The sequence below is a fragment of the Leekyejoonella antrihumi genome, from assembly GCF_007845645.1.
In the GTDB taxonomy this organism is placed as follows: Bacteria; Actinomycetota; Actinomycetes; order Actinomycetales; family Dermatophilaceae; genus Leekyejoonella; species Leekyejoonella antrihumi.
Genome location: NZ_VCQV01000031.1, coordinates 1 through 23238, shown reverse-complemented (window position 1 = coordinate 23238; position 23238 = coordinate 1). Strand labels below are relative to the sequence as shown.

General features: G+C 64.6%; 17 protein-coding genes. 10 read left to right on the top strand and 7 right to left on the bottom strand.

The features are described from left to right. Positions 1 to 301: 301 nt before the first annotated feature. Entirely contained in the window at positions 302 to 688 is a 387-nt protein-coding gene (locus FGL98_RS18525; protein WP_146319231.1) for a MarR family winged helix-turn-helix transcriptional regulator, read from the top strand. A gap of 46 nt (positions 689 to 734) precedes the next feature. Here the strand turns inward: FGL98_RS18525 and FGL98_RS18520 are convergent, their stop codons facing one another. Then, the gene (locus FGL98_RS18520) at positions 735 to 3437 is read right to left on the bottom strand and encodes a glycoside hydrolase family 84 protein (RefSeq protein WP_146319229.1); all 2703 of its coding nucleotides are present in this window, start codon (positions 3435 to 3437) and stop codon (positions 735 to 737) included. A 221-nt stretch (positions 3438 to 3658) separates the two neighbouring features. On the opposite strand from FGL98_RS18520, the gene FGL98_RS18515 reads away from it, so the two are divergent. Next, complete coding sequence (locus FGL98_RS18515; protein ID WP_186526248.1) at positions 3659 to 4864, top strand: ROK family protein; 1206 nt, start codon at positions 3659 to 3661, stop codon at positions 4862 to 4864. Positions 4865 to 4962: 98 nt separating this feature from the next. Here FGL98_RS18515 and FGL98_RS27195 read toward each other — a convergent pair whose 3' ends face one another. Continuing rightward, positions 4963 to 5091: a peptide-N4-asparagine amidase gene (locus tag FGL98_RS27195; RefSeq protein WP_425461009.1), complete on the bottom strand. Its 129-nt coding sequence runs from the start codon at positions 5089 to 5091 to the stop codon at positions 4963 to 4965. A gap of 398 nt (positions 5092 to 5489) precedes the next feature. Between FGL98_RS27195 and FGL98_RS18505 the strand changes: the two genes are divergently transcribed. The 4 genes from FGL98_RS18505 to FGL98_RS18490 all read left to right on the top strand — a co-directional run bounded on the left by FGL98_RS18505 (position 5490) and on the right by FGL98_RS18490 (position 14448). Beyond that, complete coding sequence (locus FGL98_RS18505; RefSeq protein ID WP_146319225.1) at positions 5490 to 6278, top strand: DeoR/GlpR family DNA-binding transcription regulator; 789 nt, start codon at positions 5490 to 5492, stop codon at positions 6276 to 6278. A 145-nt stretch (positions 6279 to 6423) separates the two neighbouring features. After that, positions 6424 to 8598 (top strand): NEW3 domain-containing protein, encoded by a 2175-nt coding sequence (locus FGL98_RS18500; RefSeq protein ID WP_146319223.1) that lies wholly within the window; start codon positions 6424 to 6426, stop codon positions 8596 to 8598. Positions 8599 to 8993: 395 nt separating this feature from the next. Next, the gene (locus FGL98_RS18495; protein ID WP_146319221.1) at positions 8994 to 12446 is read left to right on the top strand and encodes a glycoside hydrolase family 84 protein; all 3453 of its coding nucleotides are present in this window, start codon (positions 8994 to 8996) and stop codon (positions 12444 to 12446) included. 52 nt (positions 12447 to 12498) lie between these two features. Continuing rightward, entirely contained in the window at positions 12499 to 14448 is a 1950-nt protein-coding gene (locus tag FGL98_RS18490; protein WP_146319219.1) for a beta-galactosidase, read from the top strand. Between the two features lie 304 nt (positions 14449 to 14752). Here FGL98_RS18490 and FGL98_RS25890 read toward each other — a convergent pair whose 3' ends face one another. Both FGL98_RS25890 and FGL98_RS26435 read right to left on the bottom strand, forming a co-directional pair. Beyond that, a complete protein-coding gene (locus tag FGL98_RS25890) occupies positions 14753 to 15958 on the bottom strand; it encodes a DEAD/DEAH box helicase (protein WP_246136634.1) in 1206 nt (401 codons plus the stop codon). Between the two features lie 4 nt (positions 15959 to 15962). Next, a complete protein-coding gene (locus FGL98_RS26435; protein ID WP_246136633.1) occupies positions 15963 to 17183 on the bottom strand; it encodes a TOTE conflict system archaeo-eukaryotic primase domain-containing protein in 1221 nt (406 codons plus the stop codon). Between the two features lie 339 nt (positions 17184 to 17522). Between FGL98_RS26435 and FGL98_RS18480 the strand changes: the two genes are divergently transcribed. Further along, positions 17523 to 17780: a hypothetical protein gene (locus FGL98_RS18480; protein ID WP_146319217.1), complete on the top strand. Its 258-nt coding sequence runs from the start codon at positions 17523 to 17525 to the stop codon at positions 17778 to 17780. Between the two features lie 67 nt (positions 17781 to 17847). Here the strand turns inward: FGL98_RS18480 and FGL98_RS18475 are convergent, their stop codons facing one another. Then, positions 17848 to 18411: a HEPN domain-containing protein gene (locus tag FGL98_RS18475; protein WP_146319215.1), complete on the bottom strand. Its 564-nt coding sequence runs from the start codon at positions 18409 to 18411 to the stop codon at positions 17848 to 17850. Beyond that, entirely contained in the window at positions 18380 to 19555 is a 1176-nt protein-coding gene (locus tag FGL98_RS18470) for a DUF262 domain-containing protein (protein WP_146319214.1), read from the bottom strand. Before FGL98_RS18470 ends, FGL98_RS18475 begins: the two co-directional genes overlap by 32 nt. A gap of 187 nt (positions 19556 to 19742) precedes the next feature. Between FGL98_RS18470 and FGL98_RS18465 the strand changes: the two genes are divergently transcribed. Continuing rightward, complete coding sequence (locus tag FGL98_RS18465; protein WP_146319212.1) at positions 19743 to 20693, top strand: NaeI family type II restriction endonuclease; 951 nt, start codon at positions 19743 to 19745, stop codon at positions 20691 to 20693. A gap of 24 nt (positions 20694 to 20717) precedes the next feature. Then, positions 20718 to 21560, top strand: coding sequence for an HNH endonuclease (locus tag FGL98_RS18460; protein ID WP_146319210.1), 843 nt, complete (start codon positions 20718 to 20720; stop codon positions 21558 to 21560). Here the strand turns inward: FGL98_RS18460 and FGL98_RS18455 are convergent. Next, the gene (locus tag FGL98_RS18455) at positions 21537 to 22532 is read right to left on the bottom strand and encodes a DNA cytosine methyltransferase (protein WP_222432251.1); all 996 of its coding nucleotides are present in this window, start codon (positions 22530 to 22532) and stop codon (positions 21537 to 21539) included. The two genes, FGL98_RS18460 and FGL98_RS18455, sit on opposite strands and share 24 nt — an antisense overlap. A 156-nt stretch (positions 22533 to 22688) precedes the next feature. Here FGL98_RS18455 and FGL98_RS18450 point away from each other — a divergent pair, with 156 nt between their 5' ends. Further along, positions 22689 to 23114: a very short patch repair endonuclease gene (locus FGL98_RS18450; protein WP_246136632.1), complete on the top strand. Its 426-nt coding sequence runs from the start codon at positions 22689 to 22691 to the stop codon at positions 23112 to 23114. The last annotated feature ends 124 nt before the right edge of the window (positions 23115 to 23238 follow it).

The following is a 23238-nucleotide window of genomic DNA, read 5'->3' as shown; positions in this document are numbered from 1 at the left end:
ATGGCCCTCCCGTTTCGTCGTGGTCACGCCGGTTTGCAGCGTGCCAAAGCTTCCCGTCCCCGGGACGAAGCGCCCGGCGTGGCGACGACTCAGGCCGAAAAACAGGTAAGGTCCGGGTCAGCAAAAAGTAAATTAGTGGTAGAGTCTTCGACTGCCAAGTAGTTCGTGTATCGAGTAGTTGAGTTTTCATTGGTAGCCTTCTCTCGGCCAGGAAGGACCCGGTCATGAACCAGCCCGGCATCCACGACGCGACCGGTGCGCTACGCGCCCTGATCGTGTCGGGAAAGCAGTTCCGTCGGCCATCGCCGACCACTTCGGTGTCGGCGTCACCGAGACGGTGGCGCTAAGCCACCTGCGTGCGCGCGGCGCGCTGACCCCCCGGGACCTCGCCAAGCACACTGGCCTCACGTCCTCCACGGTGACCGCCCTGCTCGACCGGCTCCAGGACGCCGGCCTTGCCGACCGATCAGCACACCCCACCGGCCGGCGCAAGATCGTTGTCGCCCTGACCTCCCGCGGCGAAGAGCAGATGGATCACACCGAGAAATGGCTCGCCGCGGTCCTCGAGGGCATGGTGGGCGTCGACTCCGCGATGGTCACCCACACGCTGACCCAGCTGGCCGCCGCCCTCGACGAGCAGGCCTCCTACATGCACCAGCTCCCCCCAGGCAGCGTCGACAACCGGTGACCCAGGAGCTGCGCATTCGGTTCGAGGACCCCGGATAGCGCCAGGCTCACTTCGAGCGAGGGATGATTTCGGTGATGGTTGGTGTGGCCGAGCCGGCGTCCCAGAGCAGTCGGATCGCATCGGTGTTGCGGTCATCCGCGGCCAGGTCGGTGAATCCGCTGTGTGCGAGCCGGCCGATGGTGACCCACTGACCAGTTGTTGAGATCTGTACGCGTGCTTGTCCGGTGCCAATGATGGTCACGCGGTGAAGTACCCGTGGGTCGGCCAGGGTGGCGACGACGGCGTCGCCGGTGGCGGGCCGGGTCGCGGCGGTGTAGCTGGTATCAAGGTTTTCGTCTGCTGCGCCCGCCAGGCTGGATCCGGGTGCAGCCGCAGGGGTACCGGTGACGGTCGTGGTCTGCGCATCGGTGACGGTGAATGCGTGGATCTTCACCCACTGCTTATCGCCTTGGGTGGCGACCAGCCGCACGTACCGCGCCTTCGTGCCTGCAGGCAGTGTCGCGGTGATGTCGGCCGTGTCGGTGTAAGAGTCGACCGTCGTCCAAGTGGTTCCGTCTGTCGAGTACTCCAGCGTCGCGTTGTGGATGTAGTCGTTTGGGCTGGTGGGGTCTCCGCCGGTGATGGTGATGGTGTCGATCGCAACGGTCGTGCCGAGATCGACACCGACGTAGTCGCCGGGAGCGACGGGCTGGTTGCTCCAGTAATAGGTTGCCGGGTTCCCGTCGATCATGTTCGCCGGCTTGTCGGTCTGGTAGGTACCCATGGAAGACATCGCGGTCTCGGTGGCGGGTAGCCCAAGCCAGTGCTCGAGCTGTGCCATTGCGGCGTTGATGAAGTCGGTGAAGACACTCGCGGCGCCGAGGTCGACGGGGATGGTTCCGTTCACAGCGGTGGTATACGTGTGAGCCTTCGCCTTCGCCATCGCCGACATCGCGTAGGCCCGGTCGTTCAGTGCTGCAGCTCCGTCGCGGCTGCGGGTCGCGCGCAGCATCGCGGTCGCGTCGCGGGCCGCCTCGGCCCACTCGCTGGCGGAGTCCAGCCACGGAGTCGCCTCGGCCACGAAATGGGGGTCGTCCATGGACTGGCTCAGGGTGGCCGACGCGTGTTGGATTGTGTTCAGGTAGGTGTCCAGTTGTCGGCTGCCGCCAGAGTTGCCGGTGTTCCAGGATGACCAGAACGCCTTCATCAGGCGTGTCAACTCGGGTGCCTGGGTGGGGTCCATGCGAGAGGAGCGATTGAGGTCGGCGAACGCGGCCAGTGCGGTCTGGGCATGGAGGTCGGGACCGGCCAGTGCTGTCAGCCCGGCTTGCCAGGTCTGCTGGGGCTGATAGTTGTGGGGGTTCCACAGAAATGCGGCGACTGTGAACTCGGTGATCTTGGATGCTTCGGCCTGCGGCATCGGGTTGACCGTGACCCCCGCGGCGTTTTCGGCAATGCCGGCCTGTCTGCCGATGTAGGGGCCGAGTAGCAGCCGGGAGTGGTTGTCGTAGTCGGTGACGGGGAAGTTGTCCCAGATCAGGATCTTGTGTCCGTAGACGGTTTCGGCCTGTTCGGTCTGCGCGGCGGTGATCGTGGCAGGCGCGACACCGACGCCGGTCCAGCCGACAAGGATGTTCGGGTTCAGGTCCTTCTTGATCGTCGCCTTGTACGCAGAGGGCGTCACGTCGTAGTACTCGGTCGGCACGGTCTGCAGGGGCTGGGCTCCCGGGTGGGTGTCGATGAAGTCCTTTTGGACGTAGTTGAGTACGGATGACTGTTCGGCGCCCGCGGCGGTTGGCCCGGTGCCGAACGTGGCGGTGTCGGCGGCGCAGTTGGGGTGCGTGTAGCTGATGTCGTCGAACGGGATCGAGAACGAGCGCACGCCGATGTTCCACAGCGACTGGAGCTTGGCGACCAGGGCCTGCTCATCACTTGCGGAGCTGTAGCAGATCGACAGTCCGGGTGAGAGCGCGTAGGTGAACTGGACGTGGTTGGCCGCAGCGGTATCGACCAGCGTCTTGATCGCGGCCAGCTGGTCCGCGGGATACGGATCGCGCCATTGGGCGCGCAGGTACGGGTCGTCCTTGGGCGAGTAGATGTAGGTGTTCATCTTGTTCTGGCCGTAGAACTGCAGTTGCGCGGCTCGTTGCGCGTTGCTCCACGGCTGGCCGTAGAAGCCCTCGATGACCCCGCGCAGACTCGTGGCCGGCCAGTCGCGCACCAGGACCCCGGGGACCTGGCCGCCATGGTGCTCGATGAGCTGCCGCAGGGTCTGCACGGCGTAGAACGTGCCGGTGCCGTCGTGACCGTCGAGGATCACGACCGGTCTGCCATTTACGCGACCGTCGGCGAGCACGTAGCCTTCGGCTGGCAACGAGGATGCGTCCGTCACGTGGAGCGCCCGCAACGCTGCCGCGCTGCCGTGGGTCACCTCGGGCCCGCCGAGGAAGATCACTGGCTCACCGCCGGGAAGGTCTGCGGTTGTTTTGCTCTGGTCGATGTGGTGGATCCCACTGGTGCTCAGCAGTGACCGCAGTGCCACCAGTGCATCGTGGTCGCTGCCGGGGCCAGCGACGACTGCGACCCGGTCACCGAGGGCGACTGCGGTCCCGGTGGCACGCATCGACTGGGGGGCCGGGTATACCGCCGGCAGTGCCACGTGATTGCCGTGGCGCGCGGTGGTGGCCTGTGCGGGCATGGCGGTCAGACTGGTGCCCAGCGCTGCGGTCAGGACGGTCACGGCTGCGGTGGCACAGGCCTTGCGGAACATGCGGATCCTTCCGGCGGTACGAGTGTGTGGGTAGTTCTTGCCATCAGAGTCCAAGGCACCAATTACTCTGTCAATATGTTCGACATAATTACTTGTGATGGGAGTCGTAATCTGTGGGGCCTCATGCGCCAGATGCTGCAATTGCCAGTCATTTGCCACGGGGGTACACGTGCGCGGCTAGAGTCGGCTCCCATGATTATGGATACGCGATCGACGGAATGATGACCTCGCCGGTCGGGCGATCAGGCGTCGACGCCGGAGCGGCGCCCCGGCAGGTGTCGCTGCGCTCGGTGCACGTGGAGCAGGTTCTCGCTCTGCTGCGCTCGGGCCCAGTCAGCCGGGCCGAGCTCGGTGCCAGAACCGCCCTGTCGCGCGCGACGATCTCCAGCATCGTCGGCGACCTGATCGACCAGGGCATCGCGGTCAACCTCCCGCCGGGCCCGGACCGTCGCGCGGGGTCGGGCCGGCCCGCGCAGGCGGTCGCCCTCTCGCAGCACAGGGTTCGCTCCGTCGGGGTCGACTTCCGTCTTGACGGCGCCTCGGTAGCCCTGGCTGACCCGCTGCAGCAGGTCACTGGCACTATCAGCCGCACTCACCGGCGCGGACTGAACTGGCAGGACCGCACCACGATCGCCTTGGAGGCCATCCGCACCCTGTGTGCCCGGCACGGTGTCGACCTGGCCGCACCACAAGGCATCGGTGTCGGTGTCCCGGGCCCTGTCCCGCTAACTCCGTCTGGCGCACCCTGGCGGGTCATGGTGCACCGGTTGCAGGACGAGCTGGCCGCCCCGGTGTACGTCGACAACAACCTGCGGCTGTCCGCTCTGGCAGAGACCATCTGGTCGACCCGACCAGGCCCTGCCTCCCTGCTGTACTTCCACCTCGGTCGTGGCATCGGAGGCGGGGTCGTGATCGACGGGCGACTCTACCGGGGAGCCACTGGCAGCGCCGGAGAGCTCGGACACGTCACCGTCACCGAGAACGGGCCACGCTGCCACTGCGGCAAGCACGGCTGTCTGGAGCAGCATGCGGCCTTGCCCGCGCTGCTACGCCGCGCCGGGCTAACCGGTGACCGCCGGGCGGTGGACCAGGTCGCTGCCGACCCACGCCTTGCCGGTCCACTTCACGACGCGGCCGGGTTATGCGGGCGCGTCGTCGGCGATGCCTTGGCCGCCTTGGACATCTGCCACGTCATCGTCGGTGGCATCCTGGCTCACGTCCCCGACGACACGTTGACTCGGTTCACCGACGCCGCACGAGAACGGCTCCTTCCCTCGATCCGAGGCGCCCTGCAGATCCGCCCATCAACGCTGCAGGACGCCGGCGCGTTGGGAGGGCTTGCTCTCGTCCACCACAACACGCCCGTGCTGCAGGGCTACCTCGTGCGAGCGAGCACGTCATACGAGTCGACCCAGCAATCCCGGTGACAGGTCATCGGACGGCGGCCGTCACTGACACGGCTGATCACCTGCTGACCCATGCAGGCAGAGGGCCGCCTCGACATTGCACAGATCACCGATCGGACTCATTGACAAGCTGATTCGATGGGGCAACCATCGGTAAGCTGCCCAACGAACGGTGTAGGGTCGAGCTCCTCCGGCCTCAGGTCACGCGTGTCGATGGCGAGGACCGGAGGCCACGGCGTCGGCGCGATGCTGGAGAACTTCTCGGCCTCGATTCGACACCGCCGTGTCCCACTCCTTCGCGAGGGTGACGATGCGGTGCTCGGTATGTGGCCGGCTCGCCCGTGGTGCTGCGGTCACCAGCCTCAAGCACCTTGACAAAGTCCGACCTGGAAGGGCCCGGTGACAAATTGCGAAAATCTACCGGTGAGTCAGTCAACCCGGCCGTGCGGTGTTGACTGAAGTCGTTCCTAGGGGACACCCGTGAAGCCCCGCGATCGGCTTGTGGCCGGCCGGAGTTCGTCGCGCCTTACCCGTGCCGCCTAGCGGTGGTCCGGGTACGTCCTTGCCATAGAGATCTTGGGTCCAAGCATCCGGGGGCGGTCCGGAAAATTCTGCGTTTGGTGGAAGAGAGGGCGAGAGGCTTGCCATGTTGAGGCATGAACGACTCAGTGCTTTATTGGAACTGGTGGCAACTCAGGGTTCGGTTTCCGTTGACGACATCGTGCAGGAGTTTCAGATTTCCGCCGCGACCGTGCGGCGGGATCTGAACGATCTGGCCTCCCAGCAGTTCATCTCGCGAACTCGCGGCGGCGCGGTTGCCCATGCAGTGACCTACGACCTGCCTCTGCGCTACAAGAGAGACCGGCGCACCGAGCAGAAACGTCGGATTGCCGAAGGAGTGGCCGACCTGGTCACGCCAGACAGCGTCGTCGCCCTGAACGGCGGCACGACCATGACGGAGGTAGCGCGCAGTCTTGCCACGCGCACCGAAGGAGGACACGAGGTGGCGCCCCTAACCTCATTGACTGTCGTGACCAATGCACTGAACATTGCCAACGAGCTCGCGGTGCGGCCGAACCTCAAAGTGGTGGTGATCGGAGGTGTGCTCCGCCCGCAGTCCTTCGAGCTGATCGGGCCCTTCGCGCAGGCGGTGCTCGAAGGGGTCACGCTCGACGTCATGCTGCTCGGAGTCGATGCCGTGAGTGCAACGCACGGGGCGGCGGCAACGCATGAGGGGGAGGCGCTGATCAACGGGGTCATGGTGGAGCGGGCGCGGCGAGTGGTGGTCGTGGCCGACAGCTCCAAGCTGGGGCAGCGCGCGTTCTGCACGATCTGCGCGGCCGGATCCATTGATGAACTGGTGACAGATGCCGACGCGGATCCCGCGGTCGTGGAGCAGTTCGAGGCGCTCGGGGTCGACGTCCGGCTGGCGTGATCGACCTCCGCTGCACCGCGAGGTCGATGGCCGTCGATGAGTGATCAAAAGTGATCATAAATTGATTGCTTCGCTCATATGTATGCACTCGACGGGCGCAATAACGTGAGTCTCGGCCCAGTCCTTTCACTCACAGGGAGTGCACATGCCCACACGTCGACCCATCACTCTGGCTGCTGCCGTATGCCTTGCGCTTGCCGGCATCAGCGCCGCTCCAGCGGCGCACGCCGCTGCAGATCAGCCCCACCGCTTGCCCGCATCCGTCCGGCAGTCGCCCGCCTACAACGGGTTAGCGCCCACGCCCCCCATGGGGTGGAATGACTGGTCCTACTACCAATGCAATATCAGCGAGGCGCTGATCCTCAAGCAGGCCAAGGCATTGGTGACCACCGGTCTGGCGAAGAAGGGCTACAACACCGTCACCATCGACGACTGCTGGATGGCCGGCACACGTGCCGTGGACGGCAGCCTGCAGGCGAACCCCAAGCTCTTCCCGGATGGAATGGCATACGTGGCGAACAAGATTCACGCTATGGGGCTGAAGTTCGGCATCTATGAGGATGCCGGCACCAACACCTGTGGCGGTTACCCCGGCAGCTGGGGCCACTACACGCAGGACGCAGACACCTTCGCCTCCTGGGGTGTCGACTACGTCAAGCTAGATGGCTGCAACGTCCCGAACGTGGCGGGCCAGACGGCTGCGCAGACTTACGTCAAGGCCTACGACCAGTTCAGCAAGGCGCTCGTCGACACCGGCCGGGAGATCGTCTTCTCCGACTCCGCGCCGGCCTACTTCCAGGGCGGCCCGGACTGGCAGACGGTCATCGCAGCCTCAAGCAAGGTGGCGAACCTGTGGCGGGAAGGCGCGGACACTGCCCTAGGGCAGGAGAGCGGCGCCGCGAAATGGAGTGCCATCGCCTACAACTACAGCTACAACGTCGGCCTGGGTCAGTATGCCGGGCCGGGACACTTCAACGACCCAGACTTCCTGCTGGCCGGTGACTCCGGGCTCAGCGACACCGAGATGCAGAGCCAGGTGTCGCTCTGGGCCGAGATGGCGGCACCACTCATCAGCAGCACCGACCTGACTCAGCTCAGTGCTGCCGCGCTGTCGATCCTGGGCAACGCGCGCGTCGTCGCCGTCGACCAGGACGCCCTGGGCGCGCAGGGGCACATCATCCAGCAGGGTGATGGATATGACGTGCTCACCAAGCCACTCGCGAACGGTGATGTGTCGGTGGTGCTGTTCAACAAGAGCAACGCGTCACAGACGATCAGCACGACCGCGAGTGCCGCCGGAGCGGCCCAGGCTTCGGACTACCGACTGACCGACCTGGTCACCGGGCAGTCGACGGCGAGCACTGACACGATCGCGGCGAACGTGCCTGCGCACGGCACTGTGATGTACCGCGTCCACGCCGGAGCGTCGTCCTCCCTGGCTCCTGCGCTGTCGGTGAGGTTTCGCAACGGCGCCCTCGTTGCCGGTAAGAACACCCCGGTCTCCGTGACCGTGACGAACAACGGGCCGATCAAGGTCAACGCCGGCTCCGTGCAGTTGAGCGCACCGAGCGGTTGGACCGTCGCTCCAAACCGTGTCGCGGTGCACAACCTGAAGCCTGGACAGTCGACGACACGGACCTTCCAGGTCTCCGGCGTCAATCCCGCACCCGGCCCGCGCACCTACGCACTGACGGCGACGATGCAAGAGCGCGCGCGTGCCGCCAAGGCGTCGTATGCCGCCCAGGACGACATCTATTCCAACCTTCCCTATCCGAACCTGGCCGCCGCCTACAACAACGTCGGCGTGACGACCCTCGCCAACGCGACCAAGGGCAACTTCGACGGTGGCGGCAACAGCTTCTCAGAGGCGCAGCTCGAGGCCGCCGGTGTCACGCCCGGGTCGACCGTGAGTGCCGGCGGCACAACGTTCACCTGGCCGGATGCCGCACCCGGCACGGCGGACAATGTGCAGGGCAGTGGTGCCACCATCACGACGTCCGGCCAGGGCAGCAAGCTGGGATTTCTCGGTTCCGAGGCCGGTGACGTGCAGGACACCGTCACCGTCACCTATACCGATGGGTCGACCAGCACCGGCCAGCTTGGATTCCCCAACTGGAGCTTCTCCGACCCGAGCGAATTCGGTTCGCAGGTAGCGATATCCGTTAAGGGACGCAACACCCAGGCCGGCTACGCGGACTCGGCCTACGACTACCGGGTGTTCTACAACTCCATCCCGCTCGATGCGGGCAAGCAGGTCGCCAGTGTGACGCTGCCGACGAATGCAGCGGTGCACATCTTCGCGATGGAGGTGCAGAAGTAGCCAAGACGACGGATCGCTGCGGCACCTGACAGGGTGCGATTGGCGATCTTGAACAGGTCAGTGGAGGGTACGCGGTGAGCCCGGCTCACCGCGTACCCCACTGCGCGTCAGAAGCCGGGTCACTACTTGTCGGCCGCCGATGGACGCTCGTCGCGAGTCCTTTCCTGCGCAGTCCGGTCTCGAGGTCCTTACCTGCCAGTTGAACCCGACATGCAGTGAAGATGCCTGGGGCTGTGTCATATCCATCGAACCAGCCGCTGCAGGTAGTCGAAACAACTGATGTTCAAATCATTTCAAGGTTGTCGGTATCAATCCCTTGACGCGTCGATAGTTTCGGTCCACACTCATGCGTGGACCAGTTGGTCTAGTCCAATTTCGAGACAGGTGGAGCTCGCATGCGTCGTACGCTCATCACGACATTTGCCGCAGCAGTGGTTGCGGTCGGCACCGGCGTCGGCACGGTGGCAGCCACTTCGCCGGCGATTGCCAGCCCACTCTCGGCGAACTCGAGCTCGCCACCTGCCGCCGGTGCGGGACATGGCGGGCCCCGTCACAGCTCCTTGCCGTCGGTCTATCCGGTGCCGCACTCCATGACGGCTCACGGCCGTGCGGTTGTGCTCGGCGACACGGTGGCACTCGTGACCGGTACTGGTAGCGACGCGGACTCGGTCGCGGCGCTCAAGACGATGCTGAGTCAGGATGGTGTTCGTCACGTCGATCAGGTCGGCAGCACTCACGACCTGAGGGCGCACGAGACCGCGATCTACGTCGGTGGACCGGAGGTGGTGTCGGCCAGCACGACGGCGTTGCGTGACCTCAAGGCTGGTGATGCGACCAACCTGCCCGCGGAGGGCTATGTGCTCGCCACGGGTGCTGTTGCCGATCACCCGAGCATCGTGCTCGACGGGCACGACGGAACGGGCACGTTCTACGCGGTGCAGACGCTGCGACAGCTGATCGAGCGTCATGGACGCTCCAGCGAAGTGCCCGGGGTCCTGGTCCGAGACTGGCCGACCATGCCGGTGCGCGGCACGATCGAAGGCTTCTACGGCGCGCCCTGGAGCGACGCGCAGCGAGCCGCGCAGCTGCAGTTCTACGGCCAGAACAAGATGAACACCTACATCTACTCGCCGAAGGACGACCCCTACCTGCGCGCCCAGTGGCGTGACCCATATCCCGCGGCTCAGCTGGCGGCGATCAAGGCGCTGGTCGACACCGCCGGCGCCAACCACGTCCAGTTCACCTACGCGCTCTCGCCCGGACTGTCGATCTGCTACAGCTCCGCGAGTGATGAGCAGGCACTTGTCGCCAAGCTCCAGTCGCTGTGGAACATCGGGGTGCGCTCGTTCTCGATCCCCTTCGACGACATCAGCTATACCGACTGGAACTGCGCAGCAGACCAGACCAAGTTCGGCGCCGGCGGCGGCGCGGCCGGAGCGGCGCAGTCCTACGTGCTCAACGAGGTGCAGAAGGACTTCATCGACACCCACCCGGGCGCCCAACCGCTGCAGATGGTCCCGACCGAGTACTCCGACGTCTCCGCGACTCCGTACAAGGCGGCCATCAAGGCGGACCTGAGCGCAAAGGTCATCGTCGGCTGGACCGGTGTCGGGGTGATCGCGCCGACGATCAGCACCGCGCAGGCCGCAGCGGCCAAGAGTGTGTACGGGCACGACATCCTGCTGTGGGACAACTACCCGGTCAATGACTACGTCACGAACCGGCTGCTGCTCGGCCCGTATGTCGGGCGCTCCAGCGACCTGGGCACCCAGCTCTACGGCATCACAGCCAACCCGATGATCGAGCCGGAGGCCTCCAAGATCGCCCTGTTCACGGTGGCCGACTATGCCTGGAACGGCGCCGACTACAACCCGCAGAAGTCTTTTCAAGCCAGCCTGACGCAGCTCGCCGGCCCCAGCGGCTCGGCCCGGACGGCACTCGCCGCGTTCGCCGACCTCGAGCACTACTCCGACATCGACCCGGTGCAGGCACCGGTCCTGGCCGGCAAGCTGAAGCAGTTCTGGTCCGAGTGGGAGTCGGGAACAGGCTCTGCGGCGCGCACCTTGGACAGCTATCTCACAGTGATCCAGAACATCCCCACCACTCTCACGGCGGACATGAACGACCCCGAGTTCGTGTCGGAGGCGCAGCCCTGGCTGGATGCCGCCGGCCACTGGGGCAGCGCCGCTCGAGACGCCCTGCAGATGCTTGTCGCGGAGCGTGACGGCAACGGTGCGGCCGCGATCCGTGCCCGTGCGCAGGCGCAGGCGCAGGTGACCCAGGCCAAGTCCGCCAAGGTCGAAATGGGCGACGGCGTCATCGATACCTTCGTCTCCAGCGCGCTGGCCGAAAACAGTCGGTGGCTCGGGCTGACGGGCAACCACGTGTCGGCCACCACCTCCATGCCGACCTACCAGTCCGACGTACCGGCGAACATGGTCGACGGCAACGCATCCACCTTCTTCTGGAGCAGCCGCACGCCAGCGGCCGGTGACTACGTAGGCGTCGACCTGGGTGCGACGCAGCCGATCAGCACCGTGACGATCTCCGGTGGAGACGCTGCGAGCCCGGACGACTACATCCACAATGCGACGCTGGAGTACTCGAGCGACGGAACCACTTGGACGACGGTCCAGTCCTACACCGACACGGCGGACATCACCGCGACACTGCCCGCGGGCACGACGGCGCGGTATGTGCGGTTGGTGGCGACGGCTTCCGACGCGAACTGGGTGAAGATCCACGAGTTCACCGTCAGCGCACCCGCCGAACAGAAGCTCGCCGTCAGTGGAACACCCGCGGCGGCAAGCGGGTCGAGCCTCGCCGCGGCGGTCGACGGCGATGTCGACACCTCCTACACGGCTGCGAGCTCCCCCGCGTCCGGTGACGCATTGCTCGTCACCTTGCCCAAGGCTCGACCGCTGTCACGAGTGGAGGTCGTCGGTACCGGATCCGCGCAGGTGCAAGTCCAGTCCGGTGGGTCCTGGGCCACGATCGGCTCGCTGTCGACGAGCGGTTACACCGAGCTGGACGCTTCGGGGGTCACCGCCAGTGCGATCCGGCTGGAGTGGACCGCCGGCTCGTCCGTGCCCAAGATTGCCGAGGTCGTGCCCTGGTATGCGGATGTGCCCACCGCGAGCGTGGTGGCGACTCCGCCCTCTGTGGAGACGTCGGTGGGCCAGCAGGTCGACCTATCGGTGCAACTGCTCGCCACGCAACCCCGCAACGTGCCAGGGACGCTGAGTGTCACCGCCCCGAACGGGTTGAGCGTGCACCCCTCGACGGAACGGATCGAGGTGGATCGCGGTTCGCAGCAGTCGATTGCGCTCACCGGGAGCGCTTCGCGCGCAGGCACCTACCCGGTGACCATTACCTTCGAGCCTCGCCACGGTGCGGAGGTGTCCACCACGGTGACGGTGACGGTGCATCCGGCGGTGAGCTCGACGAACGTGGCGCTCTCGGCCAATGGGGCGGTTGCCAGCGCATCCAGCACCGAGGACGGGTTGGCGCAGTTCACTGCCGATCACGCGAACGACGGTGATCTGACCACGCGTTGGTCCTCCAACCACGACGACAACGAGTGGCTCCAGGTGAAGTTCGCCAGCCCGCAGGATCTTGGCGAGGTCGTCATCCACTGGGAGGCGGCCTACGCCACCGGTTACCGGCTGCAAACCTCGACCGATGGGAAAACGTGGACCACGGTCGACTCGGTGACGAACGGCACGGGCGGCACGGAGACGGATTGGATCAACGCCTCCGGCGTGAGCTACTTGCGCATGCAGGGCCTCAGCCGGGCCACGGCGTACGGGTACTCGATCTACGAGCTGCAGGCCTACCCGCTCTCGTGACTCGAACGCGGCTCACAGTCGTGATCTGCCAATCTGCAGAAGGAGACAGCACATGGATCGTCGACAGTTCCTTATCCTCAGCGCACTGACGCCGGCTGCGGTCATGGCCGCGACGCCCGGCACGGCATTTGCAACGGAACCCGGATCAGCCGACCGGGCTCGCAGTGGTCACGGCGGGCAGCACTCGTTCGGCTTCGCCAAGGATGGGAGCGCTTTCTTGCTGGACGGCGCGCCGTTCCAGATCCGCAGCGGTGAGATGCACCCGTCGCGGATCCCGGTCGAATACTGGCAGCACCGGATCCAGATGGCCAAGGCCATGGGGATGAACACGATCTCCCTCTATGTGATGTGGAATTACATCGAGGAGACGCCGGGGCACTTCGACTTCCGCACCGACCGGCGCAACTTCGTGCGGTTCATCGAGCTGTGCCAGCAGGAGGGCATGTGGGTACTGCTACGGCCCGGGCCGTATGTCTGCGGTGAGTGGGATCTCGGCGGTATACCGCCCTACCTGCTGCGCTACCCGGATATCAAGCTGCGTGTCAGGGCAGCCGACGATCCGCACTACATGGCGGCGGTCACCCGCTACTACAAGCGGCTCGTCCCGCTGGTGAAGCCCCTGCTGGTTGAGAACGGCGGGCCGGTGCTGATGATCCAGGTCGAGAACGAGTACGGCTCCTACGGCAACAGCCAGGCCTACGTCGAAGAGGTCCGCCAGCTGTGGGTCGACGGAGGCATCACCGGTCCGTTCTACACCGAGGACGGGCTCGGCCAGGTCGAGGCGAACCACACGAACGTGCCCGGCGGCGCGATCGGCCTCAGTGGCGGAAACGCAGGCTCGATCGAGGCCGCGCGCAAGGCGTTCCCGGACGTACCGGCCTTCGGCGGCGAGGTCTACCCCGGCTGGCTGACGCACTGGGGCGACTCGACCTTTGCGGGCGAGACGACAGACATCAGCCCCACGCTGCAGAGCTTCATGGACAACCGGATGTCGTTCAACCTGTACATGATCCACGGAGGGACCAGCTTCGGCTACTGGGCCGGCGCGAACGCAGACAACTACTCCGGCGGCTACCAGGCGGACATCACCAGCTACGACTACTCGGCGCCGATCACCGAGCAGGGGCGAGCGACGGCTCACTATACCGAGTACCGCAACCTCATCGCACAGAGTCTGGGTGCATCGTTGCCCAAGGTACCTGCGTCAGTACCCACGATCGCGCCCAGTGCTGTGACGCCGCAGCGGTTTGCCTCCATCTGGGACAACTTGCCCAGGCCAGTGCCCGCGCGCCAGAGTGTTGACCCGCAACCGATGGAGATGTATGGGCAGAGCCGCGGCTACATCCTGTACCGCAAGCAGCTCGACGGCTACAGCGGCGGATCACTGGACATCCAGTGGGTGCACGACTACGCCACCGTATTCATGGGCGGCGCGTACATGGGTGGGCTCTCCAGGCAGCGAATTCCGGACTCCCTCTCGCAGGCGCTGAACGTGACCAATGGCAATGCGCCGCTGACACTGCAGACCTCTCAGCAGGTCGGGACCAAGCCAGAGCTCGACATTTTTGTCGAGGGAATGGGCCACACGAACTACGGTCAGGCGCTTGTGGACCGCAAGGGGATCCTCGAGTCGGCCTCGCTCGAGGATGCCGGGAGTCTGACCGGCACACTGACCGGGTGGAACATCTACCTGCTGCCGATGGACGAGAAGTTCGTGCAGACGCTGCGACACCAGATCACCGACGCACAGCGACCGGGGCAGTTCTTCCGGGCAGCAGTGCGGCTGGGCACGCCGGCCGACACCTACGTCGACATGTCCAGCTGGACGAAGGGCGTCGTGTGGGTGAACGGCCACAACATTGGCCGCTACTGGGAGATCGGTCCACAGCACCGGTTGTACTGCCCGGCGTCGTGGTTGAAGCACGGTCACAACGAGATTGTCGTCTTCGACCTTCATCAGGTCGAGAGCACATCGATCGGTTTCGAAGGTACCCTCGGCTGACTACCGCTTTGTTGCGGGTCCCAGCGGAAGAACCCGCAACCTTGGTGGGATCTTCGCTCCTGAAACAGATTTCAGCCTCCACCGGCTGGAACCTCGGGCTGTCTGCGTAGGAAATCTCATCGTGTCGGCGTCTCTCTTGACGGTGCGCACGGACGAATGCGTGGCCGCTGCTGTGCCGATGCCGGAGCATGTCGCGGGCTGGCGGTGTGCGCCGGGGCAGGCCCCGCGGCCGCGATCCATACTCTTTCAGGGTCGGTGAGGGTGAGGCGTCGATCGAGAGTTTGGCCATGGATGCACTCGCTAATCACACGCTGGCAGAGGCCCGGGTGGTTCCGTGTGTAATCGTCAACTGGTTCGGAGGACGTCGCAGCGCGGTGGAGCGGTATGCGTCATCCTGCCTGACCGCGGGAACGTGAGCGTCGGGCATCGGTAGTGTCCGCTGGTCAATTGCGGCGTGGATGGTGGGCTGACTCGGTGAAGCCGAGGGTGCGGTATCCGGGCATTCGGCGCTTGAGCGAGGCGGCGAGGATGGGCACCCGGTGGTCGTGGTAGTCGTGCACCTCGACAAGGTGTTTGCCGGGAGAGGCTCGTACGACTCGTCCGGCGCACTGGACGAGCAGCCCGTCGAACGAGACTGGTGCGGCGAGGAACAGCGTGTCCAGTGCTGGGACGTCGAAGCCTCGCCGATGAATGGTGTTGTCCCGACCACGATCACGCCGTCCCCGAAGTTCCTCTCGGACAGTCGTTGGACCGCCTCGCGGCGCTGTGCGGTGGTCATCCCGCCTTGCAGGACGATGGCCTCGTGCCCGCGCGCGGCAAGGAGGCCGACAAGGTTCTCGACCTGCGCCACGCGGCGGGTGAGCACGAGACAGTTGCGACCTTGAGAGACGGCGGCCACGATGTCGTCGACGATCTGGGCGTTACGGACTGGATCGGCGGCCAGGGTGCGGTGCACCTCGGCGAGCGCGCCGGGGTCGGTGAGGTCGACGTCGTCGCAGCGGAATGCTGTCAGATGCACGTGCAGGACCCGCCGCTGACCAGGTTCTTGAGTAGGCGCGTCTGTGAGGGTGGTCGGAGGGTCATCGTTCATGGTGTGGCGGATCGGTCCGAGCTGCCAGGTGACCAGTTCGCCCAGCCGGTCGCGTCGCTGCGGAGTTGCGGTGAGCCCGAGCCAGTACCGTCCGCGGATCCGTTTGACGGAGTGGTCGTAGGCCGCGGCGGCGAGATGATGGCATTCGTCGACGACGACCTGTCCGTATCCGTCGGTCAGCTCTGTCACGTCGTCGCGGCGCGCCAGTGAGGGCAGCATGATGATGTCGACGACTCCGGTGAGCTTGCGCCGGCCGCCGCCGAGCTGGCCGGGTTTGAATCCCAGGAAGGTCTCGATCCGGGCGCGCCATTGCTCGGCGAGCGCCTTCCGGTCCAGCAGGATCACGGTGGAGGCGGCCCGCTCGGCGATCACGGCGCATGCCATGACGGTCTTGCCCGACCCCGGCGGTGCGACCAGCACGCCGTCATCGTGGCCCAGTACCGCGTCGACGGCGGCGGTCTGCCGGGGGTCGAGCCGGCCGGTCGAATGCGATGTCGATCTCGGTGCCGGCGCTGCGCAGGTCGGTGATGTCCAGGCGGGAACCGGCCTCTTGCACGATCTGCGAGGCGAGGTGGCGCAGTCCACGGGGTAGGACGAGGTCGCCGTCAACGGTCAGGTCGTACCCGCGCACGAACCGTGGCGTGTTCCAGGTCGACTTGCGCAGCCGCTGCAGCTCGTAGAACTTCGGGTTGGTCATCGATGCCGCATGCTTGAAGGTGGACATCGCGGCCGGGGTCAGCTGTGCCGTCTCCAGTCTCAGGCCGGCGTCCAGCTCGGCGTGCAGGACGGTCGGCAGGCGGGGGTGAACCCTGCTGGCGGACGCGCGGCTCAGGCTGCGGACGTTGCTGCCGACCGTGGTGCCGGCCTGGTTCGCGATCTTGGTCGCGGCGGAACGGCTGAGCCGGTCCAGGGTGGACAGGAAGTGCCACTGGTCCTCTTGCGGTTCGAGCGGGGCCAGGTCCAGGAACGTTGTCAGCCCGTCGGGTCGGCGCCGGCTCCCCTGCAGTGGGAGGGCGATGGGGTTGCCGAATCCTCCGGCGGGCAGCGCGTCCTGGCTTGGGAACAGCCGATCGTAGGAGCGCAGGTCCATCGCCCCGCGCAGTGTGATGGCTTCATGGATCAGCACCGTTCCCACCGAACGCGCGGTGGCGGCAGGGATCGACTGGGCGAAGAAGACCCACACGTGGGCGCCTTGCCCGGACTGGGAGATCTCCAGCGCGGCGGGAACCTGCCTGGACCGGGCGGCTTTGACGTGGGCCAGGGCGTCGAGCATGGCTGCGGAACCGTCGAAGTCGGCGACCAGGAAGGTGCACGAATTGTCGGCCCGCAGCGGGTACACACCGATGAACTTCTCGCCCACCAGGTGGGCGGCGAGAACCTCGCTGGTCAGCGGCAGGTAGGTCGCGTCACTCCGCCGCATACCCTTGCGCCAGCCGCCCGCTACTGCAGGCATCCAACCGGCCGCGCCCGTTCGGTTGTTCTCCCACCGCACGGCATACCGATCGGTGCGTGCCGCGAAGAGCCCGGCGAACAGGCGGACTTTGTCCGCCGCGGGAGAGGACATGGTGACCATGCCCGGTGGGTCGAGCGTGGCGGCCAGCTGCTCCGGAGCCGGCGTGACGTCCTGACCGCGCAGCTCCAGCAACCGTCAGAGGCGCAGGTTATCCGCGCGCAACCGGTCCCGCTCCCGGATGAGCTGGGCGAGCTCATACTCCTGATTCGTCGGCACCCTGGTCATCGTCGCAAGGTCGACGGCGGTATCACGCCACTCGGCACGGTTGTGGTCGTGCCGCTAGGAGTCCCAGGTCCAAGTCTCGGACGATGCGCGGATCGGGTTTCCGCAGGTCAGGCCCTATGTGCCACGGTCGGGGTGACAGGAACCGTCGCGCGGTTCGCTGCGCTCCCGCGACTCCTCCCAAATCCTGACCTGCTCAATAAATGAGTTAGAGGACCGCCCTCGTACCTCGGGCGATCCTCTAGCTCATTGGTCGCCCTCTCTGCTCTGAACTTCAACACCGGCGACACGCCATTGCCGCCGGTCACGCCGCCGACTCCGCGTCCGGTCGCCCATGGGCGTCGGCGGCTGCGCGAGGCGGACAAGGACGAGATCATCAGTCGCTACGTCTCGGGCGAGGATGCTCTGACCGTGGCCGAGGAGCTTGGCTTCGCCAAGTCGACAGTGCTCCGGATTGTGCGGCAGCGTGGCGTCGAGGTTCGCCCGTGGGGAGTGAGGTATAGGTGACTTGTCGGATCTGCACTCACCCTATTGTCTGTCCCGCTCGGCATTTAGGTCTGACTGCTGACCCGATTCATTTAGCCGCGACGTCGTCGAGAAATTCCTCGACTAACCAGTCATATATTTCGCGACACAGCTTGAAGTGCGGATCGGGGGATAGTTTAGCGCCGCCGATCTCGAGACCATGAGCGACAAGATTTCGAACCTCGAGCAGCGTGTCAAGTGCATCTTTACGCTCAGCCGAAATGAAATGGTTAACACGCTCTGAGTGACCAGTGCCAAAACGAGTGACAAGTCCAACAAATGCTTCAGCGTTCAGGTTAGGCGAGTGCCGAAAATAGGACGATGCGAACTCGTGTACCGGACCCGATGACTTTGACCTCAAGTATTCGTGGAGAACTTCGAATGTGACCTGCTCGAGAAATCCTGCGCTCCTGAGACAAAAATAACGTCGTAAGTCATCCTGAACCTTAAGTGCGGTCTGAAGGGGAAGCTCTTTGCTTCCGTTCATGGCACGGATTGCCTCCTGATGGCGTTCGTATTCGGTCTGCAATGTTGCCCACAGCTTGTACGCCTCGGCTCTCCCTCGTGACACCATCACCGATCTAATCAATATCGAACGCAGCAGTTGCCTCACGCAGTCTACCGATGACGTTCTCGCGATGGGACGTGCTGCGTGTCACGTTCTCTCGGTACGGATCCGACCCTCGGAGCGAGTTCAGCCCATCCTTCACCCGTTCCTTGGTTGGAAGTTTCTCCATGGAGGCGGCGTAGAGAAGTGACGCCATGACTGCGTCGACATGAGCTGCGTTCAGCGTACCTTGGTAACGCAGCGCGGAAGTTCCCCCCGCCTCAACCAAGAGTCGACATGCTACTGAAAACGCGGCTGTCATTTTGTCGCGATCGATATTACTTAGAGATTTGTGCTCTTTTAGATACGAGTTAAGAAACTCGGACATAGGGGGCCTGTAAGCACGAACCCAAAGATCTCGTTCTTGCCAGTCGTCTACAACGGCGGAGATCACATTACATAGCGCCATGGATCTTAAAATCAGCTCGTGGTCTTTGAGACGTGCGTGCGGCGAGCCGAACAGACGGCGCCAATTCACGTCATGATTGAGGTCTCGGATCCAATCGACAACTGGTCCGCGATACAGCGCTACTCGGATTTCCTGAGCAGTGAGGCTAACACCACCGCTGTTGAGCCTGCCGAAGAGCTTATACACAGAGTCGCGACCGGGGTCACCCTTCGGCTCTATGACGGTCGTCTGAATAAATGTATTGTGAAGTCGGCGCCGGCTTTCCTGGGAGAGTGTCTCGTAGGTAGCCTGCTTCAGGTGATCGGCGACATCCTTAAGGACAAACTTCTTACCGTTTGGGAAGAATCCGCTAAAAAACGCTTGCAGTGTTGTGAGACGCTGTTGTCCATCAAGGACCAGGTATCGCTGGTCTTCATCAAGTACCAGGAAAATGCTTGGAACGGGCCATCCCAAGAGGAGCGATTCGATGAATTTCTCCATCCGAGAACTTGTCCAGACCCCTTGTCGCTGAAATCCCGAGATGCTTGCACCATCGGATTCATCGGGGTCAAAACGAGGGATAATGATGTCACCGTCGTTTAATCGGCGAACAAGCCCGGCAATGTCGAAATCTGCGCCGAAGTGTTTGAGGGTTGCTTCCTCAGTTTCTACAAGCTCGTCGTCGTCAACTTCAGTCTCATCGAGAACCTCGGTATCGTCGGGAGTGCCCGCCTCGGCTTCTGCGTTCGCCTGCTCGACCATGTAAGTAACGTAGCGGAATCGTTCGACAGCGTCGTGGTCTGGGTCACAGGGGCCTCGCGCGCTTGACCCTGTAGCGCACGGCAGTCACAAGTCGTGAGGCGATCGGAACAGGTCTGAGCTGGCACAGATGGGCGTGCGGAGGACTACAGGCGGGAGATGGCATCGTGACCAGCTACCGTGAGGCCTTGTGTCGGATGACAGCCACCAGATACCAGACGCCGCCCTGCAGCAAGTTTTTGCCTGCTGGCGACAGGCGGACGTCACCAACGAGCGTGCCGCGGCCGTCGTGCGCGCCACCTTCGACCAGCTCTACGACGGCCAGCACACCGGTCGGTATCGCTGGGATCAGCTGTACAAGACCGAGAAGACGCACTTCGGCACGTTGCTAGAGATCAACCTGCGCCGCGAGTTCAGCGACGTCATCGATGACGGCGTCAAGCTCGACTACCGGATCGGCGGGTTCGACATCGACTGCAAGTACTCACAGAAGGACGGCGGCTGGATGATCCCGCCCGAAGCCTTCGGCGAGCTGCTACTTGTCGCCACCGCCGACGACGCGGCAGCAACCTGGAGCCTTGGGATGGTGCGCGCGTCTGAGGATCACCTCCGCACCAGTCGGAATCGCGACAACAAGACGCAGCTGAACCCGACAGGTCGCCAGGCGATCCAATGGCTGGCGCGTGATTCGGCGCTGCCGCCAAACGTGCTGCTGGGACTGCCGCGGGTGACGATCGACCGCATCTTCGCCCCGAAGAGCGGCCAGCGACGGCTGAACGAGCTCCTCCGCCTGGTGACGAACCAGAGAATTGGCCGCAACACGATCGCCACCGTTGCTCAGCAAGACGACTACATGAAGCGCGTCCGCAGCAACGGTGGTTCACGCAGTGCGCTGGCACCCGAGGGCTACCTGATCCCCGGCGGCGATTACGAGGCACACCGTCAGATCGCGCGGCAGCTCGGCGCCGGGGCCCCGGAACCTGGCGAGGTCGTCAGTCTGCGTGTCGTGCCGACATCGCCAGGCACCCCGCAGTCGGCCGAACTCGCTGGCCAGACCTGGCGGCTTGCTCGTGACGGCGAGGCAATCACTGTTCCAGCGCCCGTGCTGCCTGACACCAAGCGTCAGAAGCCAGTCATGTAGCAGCCGCCGGCTAACGTCCGGCCTATGGAGCCTCGTCCGCTGCCCGACCCCGACAGTGAAGAACTTGCTGCGCTCGTTGGCTCGACATCGCAGCGCCTCCTCTATGGGCTGCTGTACCGGCGACGCGACCACCCGCCGACAATGGTGGAGCTGCGTCTCTTTGCAGCACAGGCGCTCGGCGAAGACCAATCACAGACCGACCGCCGAGTCCGTGAGCTCCGGCGCTACTTCGACGTCGTCGCGGAACGCCGAGACGGTGAGCATCGCTACGTCCTGCGCGGCTGGGCCGAGCATCCTGCCGCCGATGGCGCGCCGATCAGCCTCCGGCGCCGTGCGGAGGTGCTGGCTCCGCAACGCTGCGCCATGTGTGGCCGAACACCCCTCGAGCACCACGTGACCTTGGTGGTTGACCACCGCATCCCGCAATCCTGGGGCGGCTCGAACGATGTCGATAACCTGCAGCCGCTGTGCGAAGACTGCAACGCCGGCAAGCGTGACTACTTCCATAGCTTCGACGCTCATGCCGATGAGATCCGCAAGGCGATCAGCTACGACGAACCGCAACGACGGATCGGCGCGCTGCTGGCCGCGTTCGAGGGCAAGTGGGTGCGGAGCGACCTCATTGGCATCGTGGCCAGCGCCAAGGAGTATCAGGAGGACTGGCAGCGTCGGCTCCGAGACCTTCGCTTCTTCGGCTGGAAGATCGAACACCAGAACCGCCACAATGAGGGAGCACGTGTTCGCGCGTATTACCGCGCGACTGCCATCGCGCCAATCCCGGACGATATTCCCGGTGTTATTCGAGCCGAAACGGCTCGTCGCAAAGCTGCAGGAGCAGCTCGGTCAGCCCGCACTCTCGAGGACTGACCGTGTCGGAGTCTCAGCATCAGCTGCGGCACGCGCGGCAGCGATTGCCGCTCGGATGGCACCGCCGACCGCTTCCGCAACAGGTGGTGGGAACGCATTGCCGACTTGCCGATAGCTGGCGGTCTTGCGCCCGGAGAACTTCCACTCGGGTGAAAAACCCTGCACGATTGCTGCCATCTGCACGGTGAGCTTCGGAGTGTGCATCTCGGGCACATCCGCGGTCGGCGCAGCATCGGCGAGGCCCCTCCCGTCCACGCCAAGCCGCAGCCAGCCCTCCCGAGCTCGTGTCGGCCCCAGGTCAGGACCACCGTGCTTGCGCGATCCACCTACAAGGGTGGGGCCGATGCCGTTCGCGCGCTTCGCCCAGGCCTTGGCACCCTTCCACCCGTTCGCAGCCATGAGCTTCCCGAGCTTCTGGCCAACGGTGGGCGGTTCCTGCTTCCTCGTCGGCCAGACGAAGTGCGAGAAGGCTTCCGGACGCAGCGCAACCAGGATGAAGCGAGGACGTAACTGCGGCACGCCGAAGTCGCTGGCGTTGAGCAGCTTCCAGTCAGCCTCGTAGCCCAGCTCGGCCAACCGGTCGAGAATCTGCTGCCGGTAGCCATCAAACTTCGCCGAGGCCAAACCACGGACGTTCTCGAGCATTACCGCTTCGGGCTGGCACTCTTCGGCGAGGCGGAGTGCTTGCGGGAAGAGGTCGCGCTCGTCGTCGGACCCAAGCTGCTTGCCGGCAATCGAGAACGGCGGACATGGCACGCCACCCGCCAGCAGCGTCACACCCTCGAACTCGCTGCCGTCGAGGTCATGGACGTCCTGTTCGAGCACCTTCCAATCGGGGCGGTTCAGGCGGAGCGTCTCGCAGGCGTCTGGATCGATCTCCAACGCCGCAAGGTGGCGAAACTTGGCCGCTTCCAACCCGATTGACTGTCCACCTGCTCCTGCGCAGATCTCCAGGCACGTCATCTCATGCATACTGACCTCCAACTCTGGTGACTCGTCATGAGCACCGCTCGTTCGAACACTTGTCAGTGCGATTGTGTTCGAACGAGTGTCGGATCGGCGAGAGGAAGTGGCCACGCTGTGGACGATACAGGCCCGAACGGGTGGGGTGTGGATAAGGCGCGCCCAGTGGACGAGATTGACCCAACTTCAGAGGGACGCCGCCGCAACATGCGCGCCATCCGCCGGACCGACACCAGGCCCGAGCGGGCGCTGCGCTCGGCGCTCCACCGCGCCGGGTACCGGTTCCGCAAGGATCTGCTGATCCGGACTGGGAGTGGCGTCAAGGCGCGTCCCGACATCGTGTTCACGAAGCAGCGCGTCGCCGTGTTCGTTGACGGCTGCTTCTGGCACGGCTGCCCGGAGCATGGTGGCTCACCGCGCAAGAACGTCAACTACTGGGGACCTAAGCTCCAGCGGAACGTGGAGCGTGATCGGGCACAGGATGCCTCGCTGCGAGCAGATGGCTGGACGGTGGTGAGGGTGTGGGAGCACGAGCTTGAGTCTGAGGCGATCACCAAAGTTCGAGGCGCAGGCCGCATCCGAACTGACTGAGTCTAACCCGGGGATTTCATCGGGTGAGGGTCGCGGAGTGCGTGGCGTGAGCTGAAAAGTGCCCCTGACCTGGGAAGATAGTGATTGCGAAGTCCCTATCTGATCCAGTTCGAGGAGCACCTTC

Bases quoted from the DNA above. Each gene is read 5' to 3' on its own strand.
- FGL98_RS18520 (WP_146319229.1), bottom strand. From the start codon at position 3,437: ATGTTCCGCAAGGCCTGTGCCACCGCAGCCGTGACCGTCCTGACCGCA.
- FGL98_RS18515 (WP_186526248.1), top strand. From the start codon at position 3,659: ATGACCTCGCCGGTCGGGCGATCAGGCGTCGACGCCGGAGCGGCGCCC.
- FGL98_RS18505 (WP_146319225.1), top strand. From the start codon at position 5,490: ATGTTGAGGCATGAACGACTCAGTGCTTTATTGGAACTGGTGGCAACT.
- FGL98_RS18500 (WP_146319223.1), top strand. From the start codon at position 6,424: ATGCCCACACGTCGACCCATCACTCTGGCTGCTGCCGTATGCCTTGCG.
- FGL98_RS18495 (WP_146319221.1), top strand. From the start codon at position 8,994: ATGCGTCGTACGCTCATCACGACATTTGCCGCAGCAGTGGTTGCGGTC.
- FGL98_RS18490 (WP_146319219.1), top strand. From the start codon at position 12,499: ATGGATCGTCGACAGTTCCTTATCCTCAGCGCACTGACGCCGGCTGCG.
- FGL98_RS18470 (WP_146319214.1), bottom strand. From the start codon at position 19,555: ATGGTCGAGCAGGCGAACGCAGAAGCCGAGGCGGGCACTCCCGACGAT.
- FGL98_RS18460 (WP_146319210.1), top strand. From the start codon at position 20,718: ATGGAGCCTCGTCCGCTGCCCGACCCCGACAGTGAAGAACTTGCTGCG.
- FGL98_RS18455 (WP_222432251.1), bottom strand. From the start codon at position 22,532: ATGCATGAGATGACGTGCCTGGAGATCTGCGCAGGAGCAGGTGGACAG.